The sequence below is a fragment of the Mesorhizobium sp. M1169 genome (assembly GCF_040318345.1).
Taxonomy (GTDB): domain Bacteria; phylum Pseudomonadota; class Alphaproteobacteria; order Rhizobiales; family Rhizobiaceae; genus Mesorhizobium.
Window position 1 is genome coordinate 62721 of sequence record NZ_JAMYME010000018.1, and the last position, 24818, is coordinate 87538.

Below are 24818 nucleotides of genomic sequence, written 5' to 3' on the forward strand. Positions count from 1 at the left end.
ATGTGTGGGATTACCGGAATTCTCCTTGCACCCGATGCCGCCAATATCAAGCCGCTCAGGGCGATTGGCCAGATGACGACGGCCCTTCGTCATCGTGGGCCTGATGGCGAAGGCTTCTGGATCAATCGCGAAGCCGGCATTGCCTTCGGCCACAGGCGTTTGGCTATAGTCGACCTATCGGAAGCAGGACGCCAGCCGATGCATTCGGCAAGTGGCCGATATGCCATTACCTTCAACGGCGAGATCTACAATTTCCGCGATCTGCGCCGCGAGCTTGAAGACGCTGGCCATCGGTTCCGTGGCGCCAGCGATACCGAAGTGATGCTGTGCGCAATCGAGAGCTGGGGTCTCGACACCGCACTCACCCGCCTCGCTGGCATGTTCGCATTTGGATTGTGGGATCTAAAGACCAGGACCCTCCATCTCGCCCGCGACCGAATGGGCAAGAAGCCGCTCTATGTTGCTGCAACGCGCGATGCGCTCGTTTTTGCCTCCGAGTTGAAGGCAATCCATCGTTTTCCAGGTTTCTGTCAGGAGCTCGATCTCGACGCGGCCGCGACAATGCTTTCGAAGGGATGGGTACCGGGTAACTGTTGCATCTGGCGAGGCGTGTTCAAGCTACCTCCGGGCTCGGTCCTGTCTGTGACGGCGGCGGATTTTGCCGAGGCGCGCAGCGCCGCATCACTTTCGCAACGCGCCCGACACTGGTGGTCGCTGCCTGAAGTCGCCGCGAACGGTCGACAGAATCTAATCGCCGGTACCGACGAAGAACTGACCGATGGACTCGACGACCTGCTTCGACTTGCCGTCCGGGAACGCATGATAGCCGATGTGCCGCTGGGTGCCTTTCTGTCTGGTGGCCTCGACAGCTCCACGGTTGTGGCGCTGATGCAGGCCCAATCGCCAAAACCGGTGCGCACATTCACGATCGCTTTCGGAGAAGGCGGGTTTGATGAGGCTCCCCACGCGGCGGAGGTCGCGCGGCACCTGGGCACCGATCATACTGAACTCCACCTTTCAGCAGCCGCTGCGCGTGAAGTCATTCCGGAACTGCCGCGGATCTGGGATGAGCCGTTCGCCGATGAATCGCAGATACCGACTTTGCTCGTGGCGCGGCTCGCTCGCCAGCACGTTACGGTGGCCCTATCAGGCGACGGTGGCGATGAATGCTTCGCCGGTTACGCCCGTCATTTCATGGCTGCGCGGTTGAAACGACAGCATGCGCTGCCGTCGCCGCTGCGTCACGCGCTTGCTGCAGGGGTCGGATTGCTGGCCCGTGCAGCGCGTCACGATTTCGTCGGCAAGCTGCCGCTTTCGGCGAGTGGACGGCACGCGCTGCGGAGCGACCGGCTGCATCGCCTCGCTCGGCTGCTCGCTGCGCCAGATGAGGACGAATTGCATCGACGGCTGACCGGAGCATCGACCGGGAGCCTCGCACTCCACACGCCGCCCACATCAATTCAAGGGTCCCCCCGGCTTGATGGCCTGCTGTCCCGTCTCTTGTACGACGACATGGCCGGTTACCTGCCCGACGATATATTGGTGAAGTTGGACCGCGCCAGCATGGCCAATAGCCTCGAAGGCCGGTGCCCGCTTCTCGACCATCGGGTTGTCGAATTCGCCTGGCGGCTGCCGGCACATGCGAAGGTCCGCAATGGCAAAGGCAAGTGGCTTCTTCGTCAGCTGCTTAGCCGCTATGTTCCGCAACGGCTGATCGACCGGCCGAAGCAGGGTTTCGATGTTCCCATAGCAGTCTGGCTGAGCGGCCCGTTGCGCATCTGGGCCAGCGATCTAGTCGCCGATATACGCCTCTCCGGAGATGGGATCTTCGACTTTGCGAAGGTCGAAACCTGCTGGCGCGACCATCTTGACGGAAGACAGGATCATTCTCGCGATTTGTGGCCCGCGTTGATGTTCCAGGCTTGGCGCAACGAGGCCGGGCGGTCCGCCGGGCCGGCAACGGGCATGTCCACAGCGCTCGAACTGACAGGAGTATGAGATGGAAGGTTCCATAGTCAGCCGAATTCACCTTCCGCACGCCACTGAAATGCACGTGCCGACGCGCGAGATCAATCCGCGCATGAGGCCATTCCTGCGCGAACAGGTCGACGCGCAGACCCCCTTCCATCAACTCCTCATTACCATCGCGAGGAGAAAATGGTTCCTGCTTGCAATGGTGATTTTGGGCGGAGTGTTGGCTGGGCTTGCGGGTTTTCTGCGTCCTGTCCTGTTCGAGGCGACCGCACAGGTGATTGTCGATGCTCCTGGCAGGAACGCGGCTCCCGGAGGTGCGGATTCTGCTCAGGAGATGCTGGATGCGAGCATTGATGACCACTTAACCATGCTCTCTTCGCAAGGGCATCTGCGTCGCCTGGTCGCAGCCCTACGCGAGACAAAGATCGGCAACATTGCTGAGCAAGGTGATGTCGGAAATTCCCGCGCCGCCCCGGTAGGCGGCAACCTGCAGAACATACGCACCTTCGCAGCTGGTCTGCTAGAAAGGATTTGGCCGCAGGGCGGGCCGGAGGCGGCCGATGCAGCCGAACTCAAGGCATTGCGTAAGGGCATGAGGGTTGGACAGGAACTGAGATCAAGGGTGATCACCGTCGGCTTCACCGACGACGATCCGGCGCGAGCCGCCCTGGTGGCCAATACGTTCGTCCAAGTATACATCAACGATCTCGCACAGAAGCGCAGGGCGTCAGACCGGCTGGAACTCGCCTCGATCGTCGCCAGCCTGCCGGTCGTACAAAGCGACCTGGCGAAAGCGACCGACCGCCTGGAAAAGTATCGACTGAGCCATGGCGCGGTCGATCAAGGTGCGGCGGATAACGCTGCCAAGGAGACAGCCGAACTTAGTCAGCAGATATCCTTGTCGAAAGCGGATCTCTCAGCGACGGAATCTCGCCTTCAGCACATCGAGGCTTTGCGAGAGGAAGGAGCATCGGTGGCGGCGCTCGCCGAAGCGATCGGGTCTCCGGTATTGGCCGACATGGCGGCCCGCCAAGCCAACGACAATGCGGATGCGGGCCTTAGCACTGCGATCAACGGCGAGATCGAACAAGGCACTGCTCGCATTGCGGCGGAGGGGAACATCTACCGTGCCCAGATCGCTGCTCTGGAGGGCCGTAAGAATGTGCTCGATGCGGTGGTGGCCGACACAGCCGGCCGGCTTTCCGGCTTGCGTGCGCTCGAGCCGCAGGTCAGCATCCTGACGCAGCGATACAACCAGCTTCTCACCCAACAACAGGATCTGGTGCAGCGCATCGCAACTCCCTTGCCCGGGGTCTCGATCCTTTCAGCGGCATGGCCGCCAACGAATCCAAAAACCCTGCCGCCCATCTTTCTTATTCCGCCCGGCATGATCGTGTTTGGCCTCATTGGCGGGGTCTTCGTCTTGGTCCGCAGCCGTCTCAATCAGACCTTGCGCGGCGGGGCCGAAGCTGAAGCCGCGCTCGGGGTTCCGTGCCTGGGGCTGATACCGGAAGCGCCCACGATACACGCGAAACGACTACAGCAGCTGGTTCTCGGCCAGCAAAACTGCAGCTACAGCCGAGCCGTCACTTCTCTTCTTGTCACCGTGGCTCTCAACAAAGCGAGAGGCCGTGCGTCGCACGTCATCCTCGTCACGTCCAGCGTCCGGCATGATGGCAAGACCGAGCTCGCATGGAGCCTCGCCTTGGCAGCTACCCGACTTGGGGGACGAGTGCTTTTTCTCGATCTTGACGGCACGGGCCCCCGCCTCACGAACGAGTTTCTGAACGAATCCGGTGCGTTCAAGCCACATAAATCCTTTGGAGACTATATGAGCGACCGTTGTCCGCTGCACGACGCGGTCACGGGAATGCCTGAAATTGGAATCGACTTCATGGCACTCGCACCATCAGAGGATCTGCTGCCGCAACTGTCCATGATCGACGGGTCCCTGGTCACAGATGAGCTGCGCTCGATGTACAGCATCGTCATCATAAATGGACCGCTGGGACTTGGAGGACCTGAGGCCAGGCTACTGACGGGCTGGGCTGACGCGGTTCTTTTCGCTGTTCGCTGGGCCAGGACGCGTCGCAGCATCGCGCGTGCTGTTCTGCAGTTGCTGACAGAGGACGAGACGGCTCAGGTCCCCGTAGGCAGCGTTCTCACGCAGGTCAATCTTAGGAAACACGCCGGCTACCGGTTTGGGGACAGCGCGGATCTCTTGCTCGAGAGAACATCATGAATGTCACATGCGGGATTCCGCGTAACGACCGCCACGGCATTCGACCTGTCGAGCGGAAGATAATATCGACGATCTCGCAGTCCGGAGCAGGGTCCGCGGCCAAAGGCGATCAAGGCGATGAAATGCGCGACGCCGGCGCAAAAGACATCGACGATTTCAGCGATCCGAAGCTCGCCCGCTTCCCTGCGGCCTCCGTTGCTCCAACGAATATGGTTTTGCCGCACAAGGAGGACACGGGCCGGGGTCTCGGCTATGCCAGCATCTTCGCTCTTTTGGTCTATATCGGGGGTGCGGGCTTGACCAGCTTGGCGCAGTTATTGATTGCGCGCATCGTTGGCTCCACCAGCTATGGCATCTACTCCTATGTTCTGGCCTGGACCTCGGTGCTTGCCTATCTTGCAACGCTTGGTTTCCATGTATCCTTGTTGCGTTTCGTCTCCGCCTACAGTGCCAAAGGGCGGCTTGACCTGGTACACGGCGTAATCAGGTTTGCTCTGCAGAGGTCGCTGGCGGCGGCGACACTATTCGGCATCGTTGGCGCCGCCTTGATCTTTTTCTTTTCAGATCCTTCTCACAAGGAGCTTCAAATCAGCCAGCTGCTAGGCATGGCAGCAGTGCCTTTGGTCACCGCCTACGCTTTGGGCGCAACACTTGTTCGTGCTTTCGGCGGCGGTGTCTCGGCCCTCCTGCCGGAACGCATAGTGCGCGACGGCCTCTTGTTGACGTTGCTGGGAATGGCGGGCTTATCCGGATCATGGACCCCCAATGCACCCTTGGTGATGCAGGCGGTGCTGGCAAGTTCAGCCATCACGGTCGGCCTGGTGTTCGTCATGGCGACAAAATTTCAGCCGCCTGGCTTGCGGCAGGTTCAGCCAGGCGACGAGTCGCGGGAATGGTGGTCCGCGGTTCCGCCAATGATGCTCATGGCTGGGCTCGATGTTTTCATCAGCCGGGCCGGAGTCATGGTGCTGGGCTGGACGCATCACATTCGCGAAGCAGGCATTTTCGCATTGGGATTGAACGTCGCCTTGCTTGTGAGCCTTTCCCTGGTTGCCGTCTCTACGATGTTTGCGCCGACAGCGGCTGCCCTTCATGCCCGAGGCGATCGGCTGGCTCTGCAGCAGCTGTTTTCACGGGCCGCCCTACTTTCCTCTGGTGGGGCTCTAACGATGGCCATCCCGATGCTTGCGATTATTGAACCTCTGTTGAGCTGGTTCGGCGGGGATTTCAGTACCGCGGCACCAGTCGCGCGGATACTCATTCTCGGATATGTCTTTGTCGCGCTGTGCGGACCCCAGATGCTCCTCTTGATGATGACCGGAAACGAATGGGCGGCAGCCGCAACCATGATCGTCGGCGCTGCGGCCAGTATCATAGGCTGTGCCACAGGAATTGCGCTCTACGGCGCGCCGGGCGCCGCAGTGGGCCTCGCGCTTGCGTTGGCGATTTGGAATGTGGCGATGTCGATCTACATCAGCAAACGGCTGAAAATTATCCCTGGGCTGATCTTTGCGCTAACATCGTTCAGAACGCACGCAGTCGAAGGCCAGCGGCGACATTGGTTCCTGCGCTGATTTGAGACCGTCGCGCCCCGACACGCGACGGCATCAGCGTTCAGGAATTTCGAGTCCAGGGTTGTGTCGGATAGAGACTGGCGAGAGCGGCTTTGTGGCCGACGCGTTACGCGCCGAGTGGCAGATCATCGCCCGACAGGGCCCGCGGCCTACACGGTGGCCTCATTCACCAACGTCTGTTGCCGTATGCTGGCCGCGGCATCCGTTCCATGAAAGTCCCGGTACCATTCGACAAAGCGTCGCACTCCGTCCTCTAGCGGTGTTGCCGGGGCGAAGCCGACGGCCTGGCGAAGATCGCTGACGTCGGCACGCGTCTCCAGAACGTCGCCAGGCGGCAACGGCACATCCACGCGAACTGCCCGGCTGCCAAGAGCGGTCTCGATGATCGAAATCAGCCGGTTGATCTCCTCGGGCCGGTCGTTGCCGATATTGTAGACGCGATACGGCGCGGAACTTGTGGCAGGGTCGGCGGTGCAAGGGTCCCAATTCGGATCCGGCTGCGGCGGTGTAGCAAGTGCTCGAACCACGCCCTCAGCGATATCGTCGATATAGGTGAAATCTCGCCACACGCGGCCGGCATTGGCTACTTCAATTGGTTTGCTCTCGACGATCGCGCGCGTGAACAAGTAGACGGCCATGTCGGGCCTGCCCCAAGGGCCATAAACGGTGAAGAAGCGCAGTCCGGTCACGGGCAAGCCGAACAAATGGCTGTATGAATGCGCCATGAATTCATTCGAACGCTTGGTGGCGGCGTAGAAGCTGACGGGATGATCGGCGCCGTGGTTTTCGGAAAACGGTATGGTTCGATTCAAGCCGTAGACGGAGCTCGAAGAGGCGTAGACGAGATGACTGACGCCATGATGCCGGCAGCCCTCAAGGACGTTGAGAAACGCCACTATATTCGATTGCACATAGGCGTGCGGGTCAACAAGTGAATGACGCACGCCGGCCTGAGCCGCGAGATGGACAAGATGTGAGGGGCAAACGTTTGAAAACAGCAACTGAACGCGCGCGGCATCCGCCAGATCCATTCGTACCGGCGTGAATTTCGCCTCGCTACAGAGGCGTGCAAACCGCGCTTCCTTGAGCCGCAGATCGTAATAGGGCGTGAAATTGTCGACGCCCACGACTTTGACACCAAGACGCAAAAGCCGTGAGGCCACGTGAAAACCAATGAAGCCCGCGGCGCCGGTGACGACGATCGGTCCTGTCCGTGCAAGTTTCTTCACCGCGCGGTCCGAACGGGATCGAGCGATTTCCATCTTCTCCGCTGCGGCAAGGACAGAATCGCTGCATAGATCGTTGTCCACTTGTCGCCTTTCGAATCCGTTCGACAGTACCGAATAGCCGGTCCGGGATTGCGGCTTTCGATATTTACGCTGGCGCATCGAACCTAGTGGAGTGCGCAATGCGGTGCACGACCTGCCAAGTCATGACACGCCAACTTGCGTAGTTTGAATCCCGGGCGGATGCCGACGTCCGGCGATTGGATCTAAGTGGCCGGCCTTACGGCAGGACCGAAATACGCCCAAGAAGAGCCACCAGTTCCGCCTGGCGTTTTGTTTCGGTCTTGGCGAACAGCGAGGCAAGCTGGGAACGGATCGTGGTGCGGCTGAGACGCCAGCTGCGAGCGATCTCCAAAGGTGCGTCGCCCTGGGCCAAGCGCAAGGCGAGGTGCGTTTCTGCGCTCGTCAAGCCAAACATTCTTTGCAGCGTCCGAGGATTTGGCCCCGACCTGTTGTCGCGATCCAGCAGCGCCACAATGCTCGTTCCGTCGGGAGCGATAACGCCGTTCTCGTTCAGTATCACCGGTCGGTCGCCCCTGCTGCGGATCACCACCCAAGACAACGAGCCCGGCAGGAATTGGCCCGGAACATTCGCGATCAGCCGCCTTAGGGCGGCCGTAAGTCCGCTCGCCGTGTCGGCCGCTTCGCCCTGGCGCTCAAGCGTGGTTTGGGCGGCTGCGTTCCACTCGACTACTTTTCTTTCGCGATTCAGCACGAGATAGCCACAGCCAATGCGATCAAGCACGCCGGTTATGGATTCCAGACTGCGGCCTTTTGGTTCGCCGAACCTTGCGTCCAATGGATCCGATGCGCGATCGGGAAGGTGACCAGAAGAGGGCCGCGTATTCCGCGCTTCAAAATCATACTTGGTCCTCGTAACAATGTACCGATTGCTCGAAGCATCGACCTGTCTATCGATCAGATTCATTTTCTACCCCTAACCCAAAGTTTCACACGCCCGAAATAAATATTCGGGATTCATGTAGTCTTCTATGTGTAGCTGGATTCTAGTCTTCTATGCGCTGACGGATAATACGTTCATCACCACCTTGAAAACTTAATATGATCCGACAGTTCTAAGGCAGCTCTTAGGCCCCGCTGCGTCCGATAAAATGCGCGCTATGATAGCGGTATGGCAATCCGGCAGTGGTACTAAGCTGTACGTTTTTTGCTCTAGTCTCGACGGGCTAGTCAGAAGGTTGTAGTCTGTGTCCATGAGCTCGCAGTCGCGCAGGTCGAATTCGAACCCGTCGGGCAGATTGCTAACTCATATTGCCTCTGCATCGGTGTTAGCTGCCACACTAATATTTGAAATAAAATCGTCAGCCTATATTGGGCAAGGCGCCAGTTTTCTGGAATTTATTCCGGCTATTATTATTATCGCCTATCTCGAAGACCGTGTACCGGCGCTCGCTGCGACCATTCTGATGGTGGCTGTCGGGCTGTGGGCACGAGGACACGATCAGATTTCAAGTGGAGATTGGGCACGCGCAATCCTGCTTCTGGTTTCGGGTGGCGTGATTGCCATGACCTTCCATCGTCTGCGGCAGGACTTGCGTGAGTTGCTGGAAGTCGCGGAGGCCAGGCTCGCTGCCGTCGAGGCGACCGAAAGCCGCTATCGTTGGGCCTTCGAACGTGCTGCCATGGGATTCGCGAACACCAACAAGAAAGGTGAGTTGCTGCAGTCCAACAGACGCCTTTGTGAGATGACCGGGTACAAGGAGGAGGAGCTTGCCCAATTGCAGCTCGATACGCTCGCCCATCCGAACGACCGGGATACCTTGGCGCAATTGCTGGCGAGGTTGGGCAATGACATTTCTTCGTTCGTTTCGGAGGTGCGTCTGTCACGAAAGGACGGTACGGCATTCTGGGCCAGGCTAACGCTTTCTTCGTCCGTGCCCGAGGGTGGCCTCTCGGAGAGCATCTTCGTGGTGGTCGACGATATTTCGGAACGACGCGCTGTTCACGAAGCGCTTCGGGCCCAGAAGGAATGGCTGGACCTCGCTCTGTCTGCTGGACGCTTGGCCACGTGGCGCATAGACCTTAAAGACGGGATAGTCACGGGCTCGGACACGTTCTGGGACATTCTCGGCCTGGCCCAGGCCAATAGCCGCAGTTTGGAGGAGCTATCAGCTGTCGTTCATCCGGCGGACTGGCCAAAGCTGGCGGCATCGAGAAAGGCCGCGCCCTCGGTCACGAATTACGATGTTGAGATACGCGTCCGCCGACCGGACGGACATATCCGCTGGGTTGCGCTGCGCGGAAGGGAGGAAAGACATGATGATGGTGGACAGCGGCTTGGAGTGGCTGCCGACCTGAGCGAGAGACGACAAACCACGCTGCTGCGCGCCGCGGCAAAGAAGCGGGAGCGCATCATGCTCGAACAGCGTCACAGATTCGGCAACGTTTTCGCGGTGATCACGGCGCTCGTGAAAATGGTCGATGTTCCCGGAAACAACGTCGCCAAATACAAGGAAATGCTGATCGACCGGATACGCGCGCTCGAGGCAACCCATCTGCTTCTTTCACGCAACGGCAGCGTATCGGGGGCGATAAACGATCTCGTTGCGCAAGAATTGCACCCATATATTGGAACACGTGCGATATCGGTCAGCGGTCCTTCCGTGGCGATGTCGGGAGGCGCCGCCGAGAGTTTTGCAATGATCGTTCACGAGCTTGCCACCAATTCCACGAAATACGGAGCGCTTGCCGATCCAAAAGGCCGGATCGACGTAAGCTGGACGTTCGCACCTGAAGAAACAGGCAGCGATATCGTGTTCGAGTGGGTGGAATCGGGGCGGCGTAGGACCTCAAGCGTAGTCCGTCATGGCTTCGGTTCCATGATAATCGGAGTGGATGGAGCGCCGCTTGTCGGTCACTCTCCCAGGCTGGAAATATCGGACCAAGGGTTGCGGTATTCGCTGCGGCTGTCACGCAAGGAAGTCGGATTTTAGTGCAGTGCTCCAATCGGAAAGCAGATATCTAAAGGCGGGTCGCGCTGAGCGGCCTTTGAGATGCGCAGGGTTCCTTCCAAGAATGTCGTCGGCCCAAAGCTGCGCCGCGGCTTTGGGATATGCAGTAAAATGCATGAGGAGTCTTGGGACGCCGTTTGCACGTCCAAAAGGACGCGCGGCGCTCTAGCTGGCATGTCTCGAAAGCCAAGTCTTCAGCATAACGGCAGCCTCGGTCCGATTGCGTACCCCCAATTCACGCAGAACCGCAGCAGCGTGGATTTTCGTGGTCGCCTCTGCGATTTCCAGATCGCGCGCAATTTCCTTGTTTGAATAGCCTTCCGCCATCAGCTTGAGGACTTCCTTTTGCCTCGAAGTCAGCCTGCCAAGGTTGACGCCAGCGGTACGCCTCTGTGGGCCTTTGTCGTCGGAATGGGTATGCGCGTGGGTTGTTTGCGTCGCTCCCGGGCGTGACAGAAGTGCAGGAACATAGATGCGGCCGGAGAGGATTTCATTGACGGCCAAAACAACCTCTTCGTCCGTCTGCGATTTTACGATGTAGCCGTGAAGCCCGATCGACAGAGCCGTGAGTATTTCCGAGCGTGAATCGTTTCCGGAAACGATCGCAAATCGCGTGTCCGGATAGGCAGACAGGATCCCGCCGAGCACTTCTTGATTGAACAGGCCCGGCATATTCAGATCCAGGATCGCAAGATCCACGAACGACTGCTCTGCCAGCAAACTGAGCACCGCGTCGAAACAGGACGCTTCAAATATCTCCACACCTGGAATGCCTGCGGTCAGTGCCAATCGCAAGCCGCGACGATACAAGCCGTGATCGTCGGCGATGACGATTCGATACATTGAACTACCCCAACGCCTATCTGAATGGATTGAACGGTAATGGCCTGAAAGTCGTGGCCATCCACTCGTCGATTCATCCAGCCGACGCTGCGGCACCCCCAACACCGCAAACGCCAGATTTCTAATATAATCTTAAATGACGGGAAACGCTCCTCTTTTTTTGCCCCTTGTGAGCGAAACCCGCCGAACGTCGTCGAACATACGTTCTGACCTTTTGGACAGCTGACAGACCGGCCGGTCGTTCAGCAGTGCTATAGGTCTAAAGATATAGAACAGCAAAACGGCTGAATTGTTACCATTCGAATGCACGACGACATCCACCCTGACGGCCACATACCATCCAGATGCAATGTCCGGATCAGGGGACAGTGGAGAAATCTCACCGGTCTTCTACGGGAAATCTCACCGGTTCTTCTGAGGGGACAAGAACGCGTTTCCCGGGTGCTAACCAGGGCAGGATAGCCGGCCCGTGACGATAGCGTTCAGGCCGAATGAACAAGGGAGGACCAGGATGAAAGCGGTTATTCAATGTGGAGGAATGGGAACACGCCTCCGCCCCTTCACTTCGGTCTTGCCGAAGCCGCTCATGCCGATCGGCGCACGGCCGGTTCTCGAGATGCTTCTGAAATGGTTGCGACGCAACGGCATTCAGGAAGTTTATATTACAACCGGGTATCTCGGCCACTTGATCCGCACCGTGTGTGGAGATGGCTCGCAGTGGAACCTGAAAATTCGATATACGCAGGAGATGGAGCCGCTTGGCACCATCGGGCCACTGTCTTTGATCAGGGATGAACTGACGGAGCCATTCATCGTTCTCAATGGCGATGTCCTCACGGATCTAAGCCTCAGTCGATTTGTAGCAGCGCACCGTAAGCACACCGATCCAGTGACGATCGCAACAGCCTGTCGCCTGATCAAGATGGATTTCGGCGTCATCGACGAAGTCGACAATACCGTGCAGGTCTTTCGCGAGAAGCCGACGCTTTCGCATCTGGTCAGCATGGGAATTTACTGCATGAACCCGGATGTTCTGCAGTTTATCCCATCCGGCATACCCTTTGGGTTCGACGACCTGATGCTGCAGATGATGCAGAACGGCACAACCGTGCACGTGTACAAACATGAGGGTCTCTGGCTCGATATCGGGCGCGTCGACGATTTTCAGAACGCACAGACCATTTCCTGGGAAGACCAGTCGGCCTCGATCGAGGTCACTGCGACGGCTGCATGATGAAGTCACGAGCCCGGTTCCCACAGTTATCAGTCTAGGAGGTTGTGATGCTCTTGGTCAGTGCCCCGATCTTGGGTGTGCCGGAGAAGACTGCTTTGACCAAGGTCATCGACAGCGGCTGGCTGACCATGGGGGAGCAGGTACGAGCCTTCGAACAAGCTTTTGCCGACGTTCATGATGCGGAGGATTGCGTCGCGGTCAGTTCTTGCACCGCAGCGCTTCATCTCATTTTGCACGCACTTGGCATCGGACCGGGCGACGAGGTGCTGGTGCCATCCTTGACGTTCGTGGCGACCGCAAATGCGGTCCTCTATGTCGGTGCGACGCCGGTTTTCGTCGACATCGAATCAGCCGACGTGCCGCTGATGTCGATCGTGGAAGCCGAAGCGAAATGCACGGCCCGCACCAAGGCAATCATTCTCGTTCATTTCGCCGGCTACCTCGCCGATCGGGAACAATGGCAGAGGCTCGCCCGTGCCCGGGGGCTGCACATCGTCGAGGACGCGGCGCATGCGCCGGGCTTGAAGGAGGTGGGGACATTTGGTGCCGCAGCCGCCTTCAGCTTCTACGGCAACAAGAACATGACCACGGCGGAAGGCGGGGCTGTGATCGCCAGGGATGCCGGTCTGCTCGAGACAATCCGCCAGGCGCGTGGACATGGGATGACCACCGGGACGCGTCAAAGGCTGAACAGCCGCACCCCTCAGTATGATGTCACCATGCTCGGATTCAACTATCGCATGGATGAATTGCGGGCTGCGATCGGACTGGTCCAGCTGCAAAATCTGCAGGAGTGGAATGAGATCAGGCGTATCCTGGTCATGCTGTATCGCCGTCTCATAGCGAAGCATTGCCCGGCCGTGACCATCCCGTTCCACGAGCCGCGGACGTCGGCCTACCACATCATGCCTATCCTTTTGCCACGTTACGCCGACAGGCAAGACGTCATCGACGCACTGCGCGGGCAAGGGATACAAACCACTATCCACTACCCGCCGGTGCACCAGATGACGCTCTATCGTGAGCTCATTCCCGGTACTCACTTACCGCGCACTGAAGATTTCGCGCAGCGCGAACTGACTGTACCGCTGCATCCGCAGATCACCGCGCCATTGGTCGAATCGGTAGTCGTCGCTCTTGCCGCGGCGGTCAATAATTGCGCTCAGACAGGAACAGCCGCATGAATGCCCTGGACCTAGCCATTCACCGGTCTAACGTCTCGAGCGCCGCCCATGGGTCTGCGAGACGAGCAATCGATCTCGTCATTGCTGCAGCCGCGGCGATCGTCTTCGCCCCGCTGATGCTGCTGATTGCCGTGGCGCTGCTGCTGGAAGGCGGGCGGCCCATCTTCTTCACACAGACCCGCGTCGGGGCCGGTGCTCGCCCATTCCGCATGTACAAGTTCCGCAAGTTCAGCGTGCAATGCGACCCCGGTGGCTTGGCTCTGACCATGGCCGATGACAGCCGCATGACGCCAATAGGACGGTTCCTCGCCGTCACCAAGTTCGACGAACTGCCACAGCTTTGGAACGTCTTCAGAGGCGAGATGGCAATCATCGGGCCACGCCCGGAGAGCCTTGCCTTCGCCGATTGTTTTCGCGGGGGCTTCGAAGACGTTTTACAATACAAGCCAGGCTTGCTGGGTCCAGCCCAGGTTCTCTTCCGGCATGAAGCCCGTTTCTATCCGCGATCGGTGGACCCGCTACTGTTCTATCGCCAGGTTCTGTTTCCTGCCAAAGCCAGGCTCGACCTTTCCTATTATCCGCAGCGCACGATCGGCTCCGATGTTGTGTGGATGGTGCGCGGCTTGCTGGCGGTGCTTGGCGTGGTTTCGCCGCCGCCGATTGGACCTTGAGAGCAGGGGGGACATCCGCGCTCTCGTGGATTTGCAAAGTCAGTGCCTCACGTCATAGGGGGAACGCTTGGGTCATGGCATACAAGGGCAGGAAAGTTCTGGTTACGGGTGCCGACGGGTTCATCGGTTCTCATCTCACCGAAGCACTCGTCCGCAGCGGCGCCGACGTCACCGCGCTGGCACTCTACAATTCCTTCGACAGCCACGGCTGGCTGGACGATTTGCCTGACACCATACGACGCCAGTTGAATCTCGTCCGCGGCGATGTCCGCGACAGCGCGTTCCTTAACCGGATCGTGCGTGGCCAGGCGGTCGTGTTTCATCTCGCCGCACTGATAGCTATCCCGTATTCGTATGCCGCTGCTCAGTCCTATGTGGAGACCAACATCCTGGGCACGGTCAACGTTCTCGAAGCGGCGCGCCAATGGGAGACGGAGCGTGTAGTGCACACTTCGACAAGCGAGGTTTACGGCACCGCGCTGACAATGCCTATCAGCGAATCCCACCCGTTGCAGGGACAGTCACCATATTCGGCATCCAAGATCGGCGCGGACATGATGGCGGAGTCCTACGCCAGATCGTTCGACATCCCCGTGGTCATCATGCGGCCCTTCAATACGTACGGCCCGCGCCAGAGTGAGCGGGCCATCGTACCGACCATTATACGCCAGGCTCTCGACAAAAAATGCCCCGCGATCATGGTGGGAGACACAAGCCCGATCCGCGATCTTACTTTCGTGGAAGACACCGCGGCGGCGTTTTTGACCGCAGGTTCCGCCGAGCTCGAATTTGGCCATGCCTACAATGCCGGTAGCCAGCGCGCTGTGACGATCTCGGACATATTGGATCTGGTGATCGAGTTGAGTGGCTGCAAGAAACCAATCCACCGCGACGAGCGCCGCCTGCGGCCGCAGAATTCCGAGGTGCGTGCCTTGCTGGCCGATTCTTCGCTCCTCGAAAGCAAGACTGGATGGCGTGCCCAGACCAGCCTGCGCGAAGGCTTGGAGCGGACCATCGGATGGTGGCAAGGGCGCCTCAGCGAAGGCCGGGTGCGACACGAAATGGGTTACATGACATGAGCTTTCGCCCAGGAGGATTGGCTCCGCTGTTGATTGCGGCCGCGGTATCGCCGGATTCGAGCCAGAAGGAGATTGTCGCCCATGGTCCTCGTTGATCGAATCCTTATTGTCGTGCTCGGCATGCTGGCTGCCATGGATATGGCTGCTGCAGCGGAACCGCGGGTCGCCTATCGACTTTCTGCCGGCGACACCGTCGAGATTGGAATTGCCTCCATCCCGGAGCGAACGCAACGTGCGGTGGTCCAGATGGACGGCACGATCGCGCTTCCCGAAGTCGGTATGGTTTCGGTGGGCGGCTTAACTCCGGCTGAACTGCAAACGCGCATGCAGACGATCTTGCCGACCAAGATATTCCACCAGCGTCTGCCTGATGGGCGGGAGCAAATGATCGTCATCAAGCCGACAGACGTGACCGCCGTGGTTGCGGAGTACAGGCCGATCTATGTGACCGGCGACGTGCTCACTCCCGGACAGCAGGCCTACCGCCCGCTGATGACCGTGCGGCAGGCGATTGCCGTGTCAGGCGGTTTCAGCCTTTTGCGGTCCCGGGCAAACCAGGTTGGCCCAGATCCGGTGGATCTGCGGCGCGATTACGAGTCGCTTTGGGGGGAATATACGAGAGATTATTTTCATAGCGCCCGCATCCGCGCCGAACTTCAGGACAAACCGACTTTCGACATGCAGCCACCACAAGGATCTCCCTTGCCGGCAAGTTTTGCGTCGGCGATCGCGCAGGCTGAAGCGGAAGGGCTGAAGCTCTCGTTGGACAACTTCCAGCAAGAGCAGGGCTTTCTGGATAAAAGCGGCAAGGATGCCGCCGCACAAACCGAGACCTTGCTCAAACGCGAGCAGGCCGAAGCGGATGGGGTGAAGGCGGACGAAGACGATCTGGCGCGCGTAAGGAAAGCGTTTGAGTCCGGAAATCTCACCAACAACCGGCTCGCCGACGTTCGGCGCGCTTTGGTTCTCTCTTCCAGCCGGGCACTCGAAACGTCGGTTGAGCTTATGAGAGCACGACGTCAGCAGGACGATTTTGCCAGACAGCACGAACGCAATGACAACCAAAGGCGGATGGGTCTGCTGATCGAGTTGAAGGATACCAACGTGCGCCTTGCCGACGTCAGCGCAAGGCTTCGCGCCGCCAGGCAAAAGTTGCAGCCCACGGGAGCTGCCGCACTGCCGTTGCCGGTTGCCGGCGAGAAGGTCCAGGCCGAGGTCACGATCATTCGCAAGGTCGGCGAAGAATGGCGAAAACAGCTTGTCCAAGAAGACACCGAGGTCATGCCGGGAGACACGATCGAGGTCAGATTCAGCAGCGCTCTCGAAAATGCGGCGACCCGATAGATCGGGCCGCGTTTCGCAACCGCTTTACTGCCTGAAGGCCCTGGAAAACTGGTCGGTAAGGGGCTTCATCAAGTAGGACCAGACACTGCGCTCGTCGGTTCTTATGTGGACTTCGGCGGGCATCCCCGGTTTGAGTATTTTCTCTCCTGTCAGGCACGTCGCTTCATTCTCGACGTCGATGCGCGCCGAAAAAAAGGAAAGCTGGCGTTGCTGATCCTTGATCAGATCCGCTGAGACGCGCTTGACCGAGCCTTCGCAAGCAGGTGTGGTGCCGGCGTCGAACGCTGGAAAGCGGATCGACACCTGCTGTCCGGGATGAATCTCATCGATACGCGACGGAGGAATGGAAGCGTCGACGACAAGGTTGTCGGAATCGGGCACAATCATCATGAGCACCTCTCCTGCGCCAATCACGCCTCCTACGGTATGGACCGAGGATTCTTGTACTGTGCCCGATTGCGGGGCACGAATGTCTGTCCTGCTGAGTTCGTCTTCGGCCACCACCTTGCGCTCACTGAGCTCGGTCTGCTTGGCTTCCGTTTCGCGAAGTTCGTTGGTCACGTCGCTCCGCATTTGTTCGTCGAGCTGAAGCACCTGCAGGTCCGTTTCACTGATGTGAGCTTGTACCTCTGCTATCGCTGCGACAAGGCGTCCCGATTCGCCGCGAGCCCGGGTCTTGTCCAGGCTGACATTGCTCAACCTCTCCTTGGACACCAACTTCTTTGCGTAGAGAGATTCGACATCCGCAAGGTTCTTGGTCAGCAGATCCAGAGACTCGTCCGTTGCAGACTGCTGCGATTTGAGGCCATCGATCTGACGTTCCAGCTGCTTCGCGCGGCTTTGTAATTGTGCCTTCTGGCCAGCCAGCGCCGCAGCACGGCTTTCAAACAAGGCACGCTCGCCACTGACAAGTGCCACCACTTGCGGGTCGCCCATTTGAGCGCGAAGGTCGGGCGGGATCTGCATTTCCGGCAGACCCTGGCGCTCGGCCTCCAGTCGGGCCAGACGAATGGTGGCGCGATTGAGGTCCTCGGTGATTATCTGCAGGTTTGCTCGGGTCAATGTGTTGTCCAGCCTGACCAACACATCGCCGGCCTTCACATGATCGCCGTCCTGCGCGAAGATTCCGCCGATGGTGCCGCCGGTTTGATGCTGGACCTTTTTAATGTTGCTTTCGACCACCACGGTTGCGGGCGCAATCACCGCGCCGGCAATCTTGGTCAATCCCAACCAGAGCCCTCCGCCAAAGATCAACAGCAAGCTGGTTGCCAGGCCCAAGAGCAGATTGGCCCGGATGCCATCCGGCTCTGGCTTCGTCTCCAACGAACGGCTTTCGCCATCGGCTGCGACGTATGACGACACGGCAACAGCAGAGCGATACCTCGCATATGCCCGGCTGCACCTTTGTGCGGCGGAACGACAATGTGCTGCTAGGCTCCGGACCAGAGTACCCCAGGGTAGATTGGCTCGAATCCCATCCGGCTCCGGCTTCTCCCCGGTCGGCTGGCCTTCGCCGCCAACCGCAGCATATGACGACATGGTCACGTTAGACACTAAGCAATACCTCACGCATGCCCGCTTGCACCGTGCTGCAGCGGAACGACAATGTTTGGCTTGTCCGGGCGCGGGAAGGGCCGGATCACATTTGCCAGAACGTCTTCGCGCGAGCCGAACGAATGGAGCATCCCGTTCGACAGGACGAGTACCTGATCGATGTTGACGAGAGCGGAGGGGCGATGCGCAACGACGATCACGATACCGCCGCGCTGACGCACTGCCAGGATTGCGCCGGCCAAAGCAGCATCACCGTCTGCATCCAGATTGGAATTTGGTTCGTCAAGAACGACGAGGAATGGATCGCCGTAAAGTGCCCTGGCAAGCCCGACGAGCTGCCTCTGCCCAGCCGAAAGGGCCGCGCCGCCTTCTCCGATGCGTGTTTGAAAACCCTGCGGAAGACGCATGATCATCTTGTCCACGCCCGCAGCCTTGGCAGCTGCCAGCACGCCTTTTGCGTCGCGCTTGCCGCCGAACCTCGAAATATTGTCGGCGATCGTCCCGTCGAACAGCTCAACGTCCTGCGGAAGGTAGCCAATATGAATGCCGAGCAGTTCTGAATTCCACTGATCGAGCGAGGCGCCGTCCAATCTTACCGTGCCACGAAGCGGCTTCCATGCCCCGACCAAAGCGCGCACGAGCGTGGTCTTGCCGGAGCCGCTCGGGCCGACGACCGCCAACCCTGCGCCTCTCGCCAAGCGGAAGCTTACATTGAAGATGGTGGGCTTCTGCAGGCTTGGTGGCGCGACGGTCAATTCCTCGACCGCAAGCTCAGCCTTCGGGCCGGGCAGTTCCATTGGCTCTTGCTGGCTATCAAAAGCATCCAGGGCTGCCGACAGCTCGGTATAGCTTTTGCGGGTTGCCAGAAACCCTCTCCAGTTTGCGATCGCCACATCGACCGGCGCCAGCGAGCGGCCCAGCAATATGGACGATGCAATGATCACGCCAGGCGAGGCCTCGCCGCCGATCACAAGGTAGGCACCAAGCCCTAGCACACATGATTGCAGGGCCATTCGGAGCGTCTTCGACAGTGAGCTTGCTGCGCCGACGACGTCGGAGAGCCGTTCCTGGTTCTTCAGATAAAGATGACTGACCTCGTTCCAGCGCCGGCTAAGCGGGGCGGAAAGGCCCATCGCCTGAACAACCTCTGCGTTGCGGCGGCCGGAGTCGGCCAGAAGCCGCTGCGCTACGAGTGTCTCAGATGCACGAGCCGCAGGTTTGCGGCCGATGATCTCGGCAACCACCGTCAAAAACACAACGGCACATGCGCCGAGCGTTGCCAGCACGCCAAGCGCGGGGTGCAGCAGATAGATGACCACCATATAAAATGGTATCCAGGGAGCGTCGAATAAGACTGTCGGCCCGAGCCCGGAAAGAAAGCCACGTAGCTGGTCCAGATCACGAAGCGGGTGTACCCGGTTCGCATCCGGCCCGGCGACGAGGGGCAGGGAAAGCGAGGCTGCGAACGCTTTTTGCTGCAGATTTCTATGCAGGCGGCTGCCGATGCGGACCAACAGGCGAAGCCTCACAAAATCGAGGAGCCCATAGGCCGCGTAAAGTCCCAGCATCCCGACTGTAAATCCGACAAGAGTCGGCACGCTCTGCGAAGGCAGCACGCGGTCATAGACCTGGAGCATGTAGACGGAGCCGGTCAAGGCGAGGATATTTATCAATGCCGAGAAAACGCCTACGCCGACGAGGCCGTGCACACAGCCGAACATTGCGGAGCGGAGATCGAGCGAGCGCCCTTTGGTCGACTTCATGATGTGCGCTCGTTGACGCGAAATTGCCGCGCAATCTCGTCGATTCTTTCGATGAGGGACAAACTTTAACCTTCCGGGAAGCAGCAGCCCCGCCCCGCTGCTGGAAACATTACGAATTGCTTACATACGTGCCTTCTTTGATTAAAATGTAGCAAAATCGTGACGCCAGGCTGAGAATTCGGCAACCGGCTCGCTAGGCTGGGGATAACCGGGTCGAGTAAGGAGATATTCCTAATCATGACACGGCGCAGAAGCTTATGGTCATCTTTGTAGCATCAAGGCTTCAAAGCGTCTGGGGAGGGATCGGTTTTGATTTTGTCGATCGAGAGTTAAACGGTTTTGAGATACACTTCATCGGTACGCAATTGTCGGCCACCAACGCCGGCTAAATCGGGGAGGCGAGTGTCGTGAGCGAAGAGATCAATGTTGCCGATGCCTACGGCAGGGGGCGCAGCACCTTCATGGGATTGCAGTTGCTGGTCTCGCCCGGTGCGCTTGTTCCTCGGCCGGAAACGGAACTGCTTGGCAAGGCCGCTCTCGATGTCCTGAGCCAACTGAACCTGCCGGTGCCTCGCGTTGTCGACATGTGCTGTGGGGCGGGCAATCTGGCGTGCGCCATCGCGCACCACGCTCCCACCGCGCGCGTGTGGGCAAGCGATCTTACCGACGGATGCGTGGAGGTCGCGCGCCGCAACGTCACCCATCTTGAAATCGAGGACCGGGTAACGGTGCTTCAGGGCGACTTGTTCAGCGCCTTCTCAGGGTTGGAGCTCGACGGCACGATCGACGTGATCGTTTGCAACCCGCCCTACATTTCGGAAAAACGGCTCGAGGGCGACCGTTCGCATCTGGTCGAGCTCGAGCCGCGTGAAGCATTCGCAGCCGGCCCCTACGGCCTGAGCATCCACATGCGGGTGCTCAAGGAGGCGCCGCGCTATTTGCGGCGCGGAGGCATCCTGCTTTTCGAGGTGGGGCTTGGCCAGGACCGGCAGGTCATGAGTTTGCTCGAGCGTTCCAAGGTCTATGAGAGTATCCGGGCAGTCACCAACCAGGCCGGTGAGGGCAGGGTGGTTGTGGGACATACGAGGGCGCAGGCGTAAGCATCGCAGCCGCGGCAGGTAGACGCGCTGTCGCGGCTAGAAACGGCCGGGAAGTTGAAAACAGAGTTGCGCGAGATTTCGGGAATCAGTTTCTCTTGCGTCAGTTTCTCTTGCGCATGACGTATTGCGCAATTCCCTCGATGGAATCGAGATTCTCCGGCAGCAGCTCGCTGTCTTCGACCGTGATGCCGAAGGTCTCCTCGATGAAGCCGATAACCTCGAGCACACCCGTCGAGTCCACGATGCCCTGGTCGAGGAGCGAGGTGTCGCTCTCCAGGCTCTCGGGATCGGCTATATAGAAATTCGAGGCCAGGAAAGCGCGAATTTGTTCGCTGCAGGTATCGGTTCTATCCTTGGTAGATAACATTTATTTCGCCTCCGGTACAAAAGATGAATGCTGATCAACTTCGCCCTGGTACCGACTCATGACAGGGCCGTTTTTTTGAGCTTACCCGTGTCGGTCATCGGCAGACTGGGTACGATGACGATGGACTTCGGAACCATGAAGTTTTCCAGCCGTCTCTGGCACTCTTTCTGCAACTGCTTTTCACCGATCATGCTTCCCTGCTCCATCACGACAAATGCCTTCACTGCTTGCCCGAGCAGTTCGTCCGGAACGCCGATGACCGCGGCTTCCCGTACGCCCGCAATGTTCATCAACACGTTTTCCACCTCCTTCGGCGCTATCTTCTCTCCGCGCGATTTTATGATCTCGTCGCCGCGACCGACGAAGTAGAGGTAGCCCTCGGCGTCCATCCGGCAGTAGTCGCCGGTGTATAGGACCTGCTCACCCGGCAGCGGGCCGGGCTTGAGCTTCCTGGCTGTCGCCTCCGGTTTGCCCCAATAGCCCTTCATCACCGTCGCTCCGCGGATGACGAGCTGACCAACGATGCCGGGGCCGACCCGCCTGTCATGCTCGTCGACAATCCACATTTCCGTATTGGGGATGGCGATCCCGACGCTCGACGGCTTTCGCTCCAGATCCTCCGGCGGCAGGTAGGTGCAGCGCTTGCATTCGGTAAGGCCGTACATCGAATAGATGCGGGCGCCAGAAAACAGTTCCTGCAGCAGGAGAATGTGCTTGAGCGGCAGGGCGGCCGCAGTGTTCGTGACGTAGCGAATACTCGAAAAATCCTGATCCCTGAGAGACCTGAGCTCCCCGAGTGCGGCGAAGATGGTCGGTACGCCGGGAAAACCCGTCACCCTTTCTTGCTTGATCAGCCCAAGGATCTGCGCCGGGAAGGCGAATGAGCGCTCAAGCACCAGCCGGGCGCCCGCGCCGAATGCCATGATCATCTGGTAAAGACCGTAGTCGAAGGCGAGCGGCAGGACATTGAGGATCACCTCGTCTTCGGCAAGCGCCAGGTATGAGGAAATCGAGGCGCACGCGGCGATCATGTTTCGATGCGTCAACATCACGCCCTTGGGCTCGCCCGTCGAGCCGGACGTATAAATGATCGCAGCGAGATCGATGTCGATGCAGCGGCGCCAGGGCGGCGTGCTGCGGGCTGCCGCGACCGCGGCGTCCCAGCGCACAGCATGCGGCAATTCTTGCAGGTCGCTGTGTTCGATCGGCCCGGAGACGATCATGCGGCGCAACGATGGGCAATTCCGCGCGGGCTCCCTGAAAATCGAGTGCAGGTGTTTGTCGGTGATCAGTGCCGTCGGGCGGCAATCGTTGAGCAGATAATCAAGCTTGTCGCTTTTGGTGAGCGGATTGACGATGCACACCACGGCGTTGGCCTTGAGCACCGCCCAGAACGCAATGACGGCCTCGACAGTGTTGTCGGCGAAGACCACCACGCGATCGCCACGCGCAATTCCGGCATCGGTCAAATGGTGCGCTATGGCGTTCGAACGCATATCGAGATCGCCATAAGTGACGCGTTGATTGCCGCACACTAGGGCCACCTTGTCGCCGAGCCGGCTGGCAGAGTGGGTGAGATAGTCGTGCAGGAGCGGTACGGCGCCATGCATCATGCGAGCACCTCTTCGCGGTGTTCGCGGTCGATATCGATGCTGAGCTTGAGCGTGCGGGCCCCACTTGGACGGCTCGCGATAAATTGCCGATGGAGAAGCTGCGTCGACAGCACTCCGACCAGCGCCATATTGTCGGAGTTGGACAGGTCGCCGCCGCCGGCGCTGGCCTGGCACTTGCTCAGCAGCCGGGTAACCGACTTGGGATCGAAGACGTTCGCTTCGCGCAGCGCCGCCTCCGAAAGTGCTTCGCGAATGTAGGCCGGAGCGCCATCTGCGACAAAGCAAAGCGCGTTGGGAGCCCGGTAGGGCTGCTTCTTGCGGGTGACGATTTCCGACGGCACGATCGGTTGCGCTACGCGCTTCAGCACATGCTTTTCATCGAGCACGCGCAGCTTGTAGGCGGCCGGAAGCGAATTCGCGAGTCTCACGAGTTCATGATCGAGGAACGGGAAGCGCCCCTCGACGGAATGAGCCATCAGCATTCTGTCCCCTTGTGAGGAAAGCAGGTATCCCGACATCAGCGTCTGAATCTCTATGTACTGGTCCTGCGCAAGAGAGCCCCATCGCGAAAACTCTGGCGGCAGGCGGGCAAGCAGCTCGGACACGGCGTTGCGGCGCTCCGTTTGGGCGCGCATGTCTGCCGAAAACAGCCGCTTGATGGCGCTTGTGGTACGCCAGCGCGTGCCATGCGCAAAACCAGGCGCGTCACAGGCGTGAATGTCGCGCCCGAAGAACTGGCGTGCCATTGCCCGCTGCTGCACCGGCGAGCGGCTGAGATAGGGATAGAGGCGCTCCAGCAGCCGCGAGCGTCGCGTCGAGGCGGGCTGGCGTCCCCAGAAGCGGCGGACCTTGCCCTCGCGGAACAAATCGTAGCCGGCGAACATTTCGTCGGCCCCTTCGCCGGTCAGCACGACCTTGATGCCGTGCTGGCGCACCAGTCTCGAGAGCAGGAACAGCGGCGCCGGCGCGGTCCTGAGGATTGGCCGCTCGGTGTGGTAGATCACCTCAGGGAAGATGCCAGCGATATCGCTGCGCGAAACAACCACCTCATGATGGTCACTGCCGGCCATGCCGGCAACCAGGCGCTGGAAATGCGTCTCATCATACTCGGCGTCGGCAAAACGCAGCGAGAAAGTCTGGAAGCGCTCGCCCGCGAAGCGTCTCCCTAGCGTGGCGACCAGCGAGCTGTCGAGCCCGCCGGACAAATAGCAGCCGACCGGCACGTCGGCGCGTACTATCCTGAGCGCCGTCGCGGCTTCCAGGGCGCTGCGCACTTCCTCCACCGCGTCATCAAGCGAGCCGGTGAATTCATCATCGCCGGGTCCGTCAACCTCTGGATAGTCAGGCTTCCAAAAAGCCCGCTCCCGGACGACGCCGCTGTCATAAATGCGGATATGCCCCGGCGTGAGTTCGCTTACTCCTCCAAACACGCCCTGTGGCGGCGCGACAGTCCAGAGTGTGAAAGTCTGATCGATGCCGGCTGGATCGAAGGCGCGGGGTATATCCGCATCGGCCGCGAAAATGGCCTTCACCTCGCTGGCGAAGTAAAGCCGCCCGCCATGCTCGCAAAAGTGCAGCGGGCAAATGCCGAACCGATCCCGAGACAAGACGAGACGAGCTGCCACGGAGTCCCAGATGGCGACTGCCCACTGCCCATTCATTCGCTCGAAGGCGGCCTCGCCCCACGCATGATAGGCATGGACGATGACCTCGGTGTCGCTGCGTGTGCGGAAGCAATAACCGAGCGCAACCAGATCTTGTCGCAGCTCGACGTAATTGAAGATTTCGCCGTTGAAGACGATCCACATTGTGTCGCCCGCGCCGGCGAGTGGCTGCTGGCCGCTTGCGAGATCGATGACGGACAGGCGGGCATGCGCCAATCCCGCACGTCTGTCCCGGTAAAGGCCGCGTTCGTCCGGGCCGCGATGCGCCAGCGCCCCCGCCATGCGTATCAGCGCATCCCGGGAAGGGGGCGCCGCTGCGGCGCTCAGCGACACAATTCCGGCGATGCCGCACAT

18 protein-coding genes are annotated in these 24818 nt (G+C 59.6%); 10 read left to right on the forward strand and 8 right to left on the reverse strand.

Translation table 11 applies throughout. From position 1 onward, the window contains the following. From asnB (NKH41_RS18855) to NKH41_RS18865, 3 genes are read left to right on the forward strand one after another with little or no spacing between them, the layout of a single operon-like run. The gene (asnB, locus tag NKH41_RS18855) at nt 1-1998 is read left to right on the forward strand and encodes an asparagine synthase (glutamine-hydrolyzing) (protein ID WP_352449682.1); all 1998 of its coding nucleotides are present in this window, start codon (nt 1-3) and stop codon (nt 1996-1998) included. A 1-nt stretch (nt 1999) separates the two neighbouring features. Further along, on the forward strand, nt 2000-4216 hold the full coding sequence (locus NKH41_RS18860; protein ID WP_352933303.1) for a GumC family protein: 2217 nt from the start codon (nt 2000-2002) through the stop codon (nt 4214-4216). Continuing rightward, the gene (locus NKH41_RS18865) at nt 4213-5790 is read left to right on the forward strand and encodes a lipopolysaccharide biosynthesis protein (RefSeq protein WP_023675614.1); all 1578 of its coding nucleotides are present in this window, start codon (nt 4213-4215) and stop codon (nt 5788-5790) included. The genes NKH41_RS18860 and NKH41_RS18865 overlap by 4 nt, the downstream gene beginning before the upstream one ends. Nucleotides 5791-5939: 149 nt before the next feature. Here the strand turns inward: NKH41_RS18865 and NKH41_RS18870 are convergent, their stop codons facing one another. Beyond that, nucleotides 5940-7052 carry an NAD-dependent epimerase gene (locus tag NKH41_RS18870; protein ID WP_352933306.1) on the reverse strand — a complete coding sequence of 371 codons (1113 nt, stop codon included), beginning with the start codon at nt 7050-7052 and terminating at the stop codon, nt 5940-5942. A 244-nt stretch (nt 7053-7296) separates the two neighbouring features. Then, nucleotides 7297-8004 (reverse strand): helix-turn-helix transcriptional regulator, encoded by a 708-nt coding sequence (locus NKH41_RS18875; RefSeq protein ID WP_352449679.1) that lies wholly within the window; start codon nt 8002-8004, stop codon nt 7297-7299. A gap of 286 nt (nt 8005-8290) precedes the next feature. On the opposite strand from NKH41_RS18875, the gene NKH41_RS18880 reads away from it, so the two are divergent. After that, a complete protein-coding gene (locus NKH41_RS18880; protein ID WP_352769361.1) occupies nt 8291-10030 on the forward strand; it encodes a PAS domain S-box protein in 1740 nt (579 codons plus the stop codon). Between the two features lie 183 nt (nt 10031-10213). Here NKH41_RS18880 and NKH41_RS18885 read toward each other — a convergent pair whose 3' ends face one another. Then, complete coding sequence (locus NKH41_RS18885) at nt 10214-10891, reverse strand: LuxR C-terminal-related transcriptional regulator (protein ID WP_023675618.1); 678 nt, start codon at nt 10889-10891, stop codon at nt 10214-10216. A gap of 511 nt (nt 10892-11402) precedes the next feature. On the opposite strand from NKH41_RS18885, the gene NKH41_RS18890 reads away from it, so the two are divergent. From NKH41_RS18890 to NKH41_RS18910, 5 genes are all read left to right on the forward strand, one after another. After that, a complete protein-coding gene (locus NKH41_RS18890; RefSeq protein ID WP_023675619.1) occupies nt 11403-12125 on the forward strand; it encodes a nucleotidyltransferase family protein in 723 nt (240 codons plus the stop codon). A gap of 47 nt (nt 12126-12172) precedes the next feature. Continuing rightward, nucleotides 12173-13309: a DegT/DnrJ/EryC1/StrS family aminotransferase gene (locus NKH41_RS18895; protein ID WP_023675620.1), complete on the forward strand. Its 1137-nt coding sequence runs from the start codon at nt 12173-12175 to the stop codon at nt 13307-13309. Beyond that, nucleotides 13306-13980 carry a sugar transferase gene (locus NKH41_RS18900; protein WP_023675621.1) on the forward strand — a complete coding sequence of 225 codons (675 nt, stop codon included), beginning with the start codon at nt 13306-13308 and terminating at the stop codon, nt 13978-13980. The genes NKH41_RS18895 and NKH41_RS18900 overlap by 4 nt, the downstream gene beginning before the upstream one ends. Before the next feature lie 74 nt (nt 13981-14054). After that, nucleotides 14055-15059 carry an SDR family NAD(P)-dependent oxidoreductase gene (locus NKH41_RS18905; protein WP_023675622.1) on the forward strand — a complete coding sequence of 335 codons (1005 nt, stop codon included), beginning with the start codon at nt 14055-14057 and terminating at the stop codon, nt 15057-15059. A gap of 81 nt (nt 15060-15140) precedes the next feature. Then, nucleotides 15141-16403, forward strand: coding sequence for a polysaccharide biosynthesis/export family protein (locus NKH41_RS18910; RefSeq protein ID WP_352769364.1), 1263 nt, complete (start codon nt 15141-15143; stop codon nt 16401-16403). A gap of 24 nt (nt 16404-16427) precedes the next feature. Here NKH41_RS18910 and NKH41_RS18915 read toward each other — a convergent pair whose 3' ends face one another. Next, on the reverse strand, nt 16428-17726 hold the full coding sequence (locus NKH41_RS18915; protein ID WP_352449676.1) for an HlyD family type I secretion periplasmic adaptor subunit: 1299 nt from the start codon (nt 17724-17726) through the stop codon (nt 16428-16430). A 242-nt stretch (nt 17727-17968) separates the two neighbouring features. Further along, nucleotides 17969-19720 (reverse strand): type I secretion system permease/ATPase, encoded by a 1752-nt coding sequence (locus NKH41_RS18920; protein ID WP_352769367.1) that lies wholly within the window; start codon nt 19718-19720, stop codon nt 17969-17971. 407 nt (nt 19721-20127) lie between these two features. Between NKH41_RS18920 and NKH41_RS18925 the strand changes: the two genes are divergently transcribed. Further along, nucleotides 20128-20820: a N5-glutamine methyltransferase family protein gene (locus tag NKH41_RS18925; protein ID WP_352769369.1), complete on the forward strand. Its 693-nt coding sequence runs from the start codon at nt 20128-20130 to the stop codon at nt 20818-20820. A 100-nt stretch (nt 20821-20920) separates the two neighbouring features. On the opposite strand, the gene NKH41_RS18930 is transcribed toward NKH41_RS18925, so the two are convergent. From NKH41_RS18930 to asnB (NKH41_RS18940), 3 genes are read right to left on the reverse strand one after another with little or no spacing between them, the layout of a single operon-like run. Then, nucleotides 20921-21187: an acyl carrier protein gene (locus NKH41_RS18930; protein WP_023675628.1), complete on the reverse strand. Its 267-nt coding sequence runs from the start codon at nt 21185-21187 to the stop codon at nt 20921-20923. Between the two features lie 56 nt (nt 21188-21243). After that, nucleotides 21244-22800 (reverse strand): class I adenylate-forming enzyme family protein, encoded by a 1557-nt coding sequence (locus tag NKH41_RS18935; protein ID WP_352769372.1) that lies wholly within the window; start codon nt 22798-22800, stop codon nt 21244-21246. Next, the gene (gene asnB, locus NKH41_RS18940) at nt 22797-24818 is read right to left on the reverse strand and encodes an asparagine synthase (glutamine-hydrolyzing) (RefSeq protein ID WP_352769374.1); all 2022 of its coding nucleotides are present in this window, start codon (nt 24816-24818) and stop codon (nt 22797-22799) included. The genes NKH41_RS18935 and asnB (NKH41_RS18940) overlap by 4 nt, the downstream gene beginning before the upstream one ends.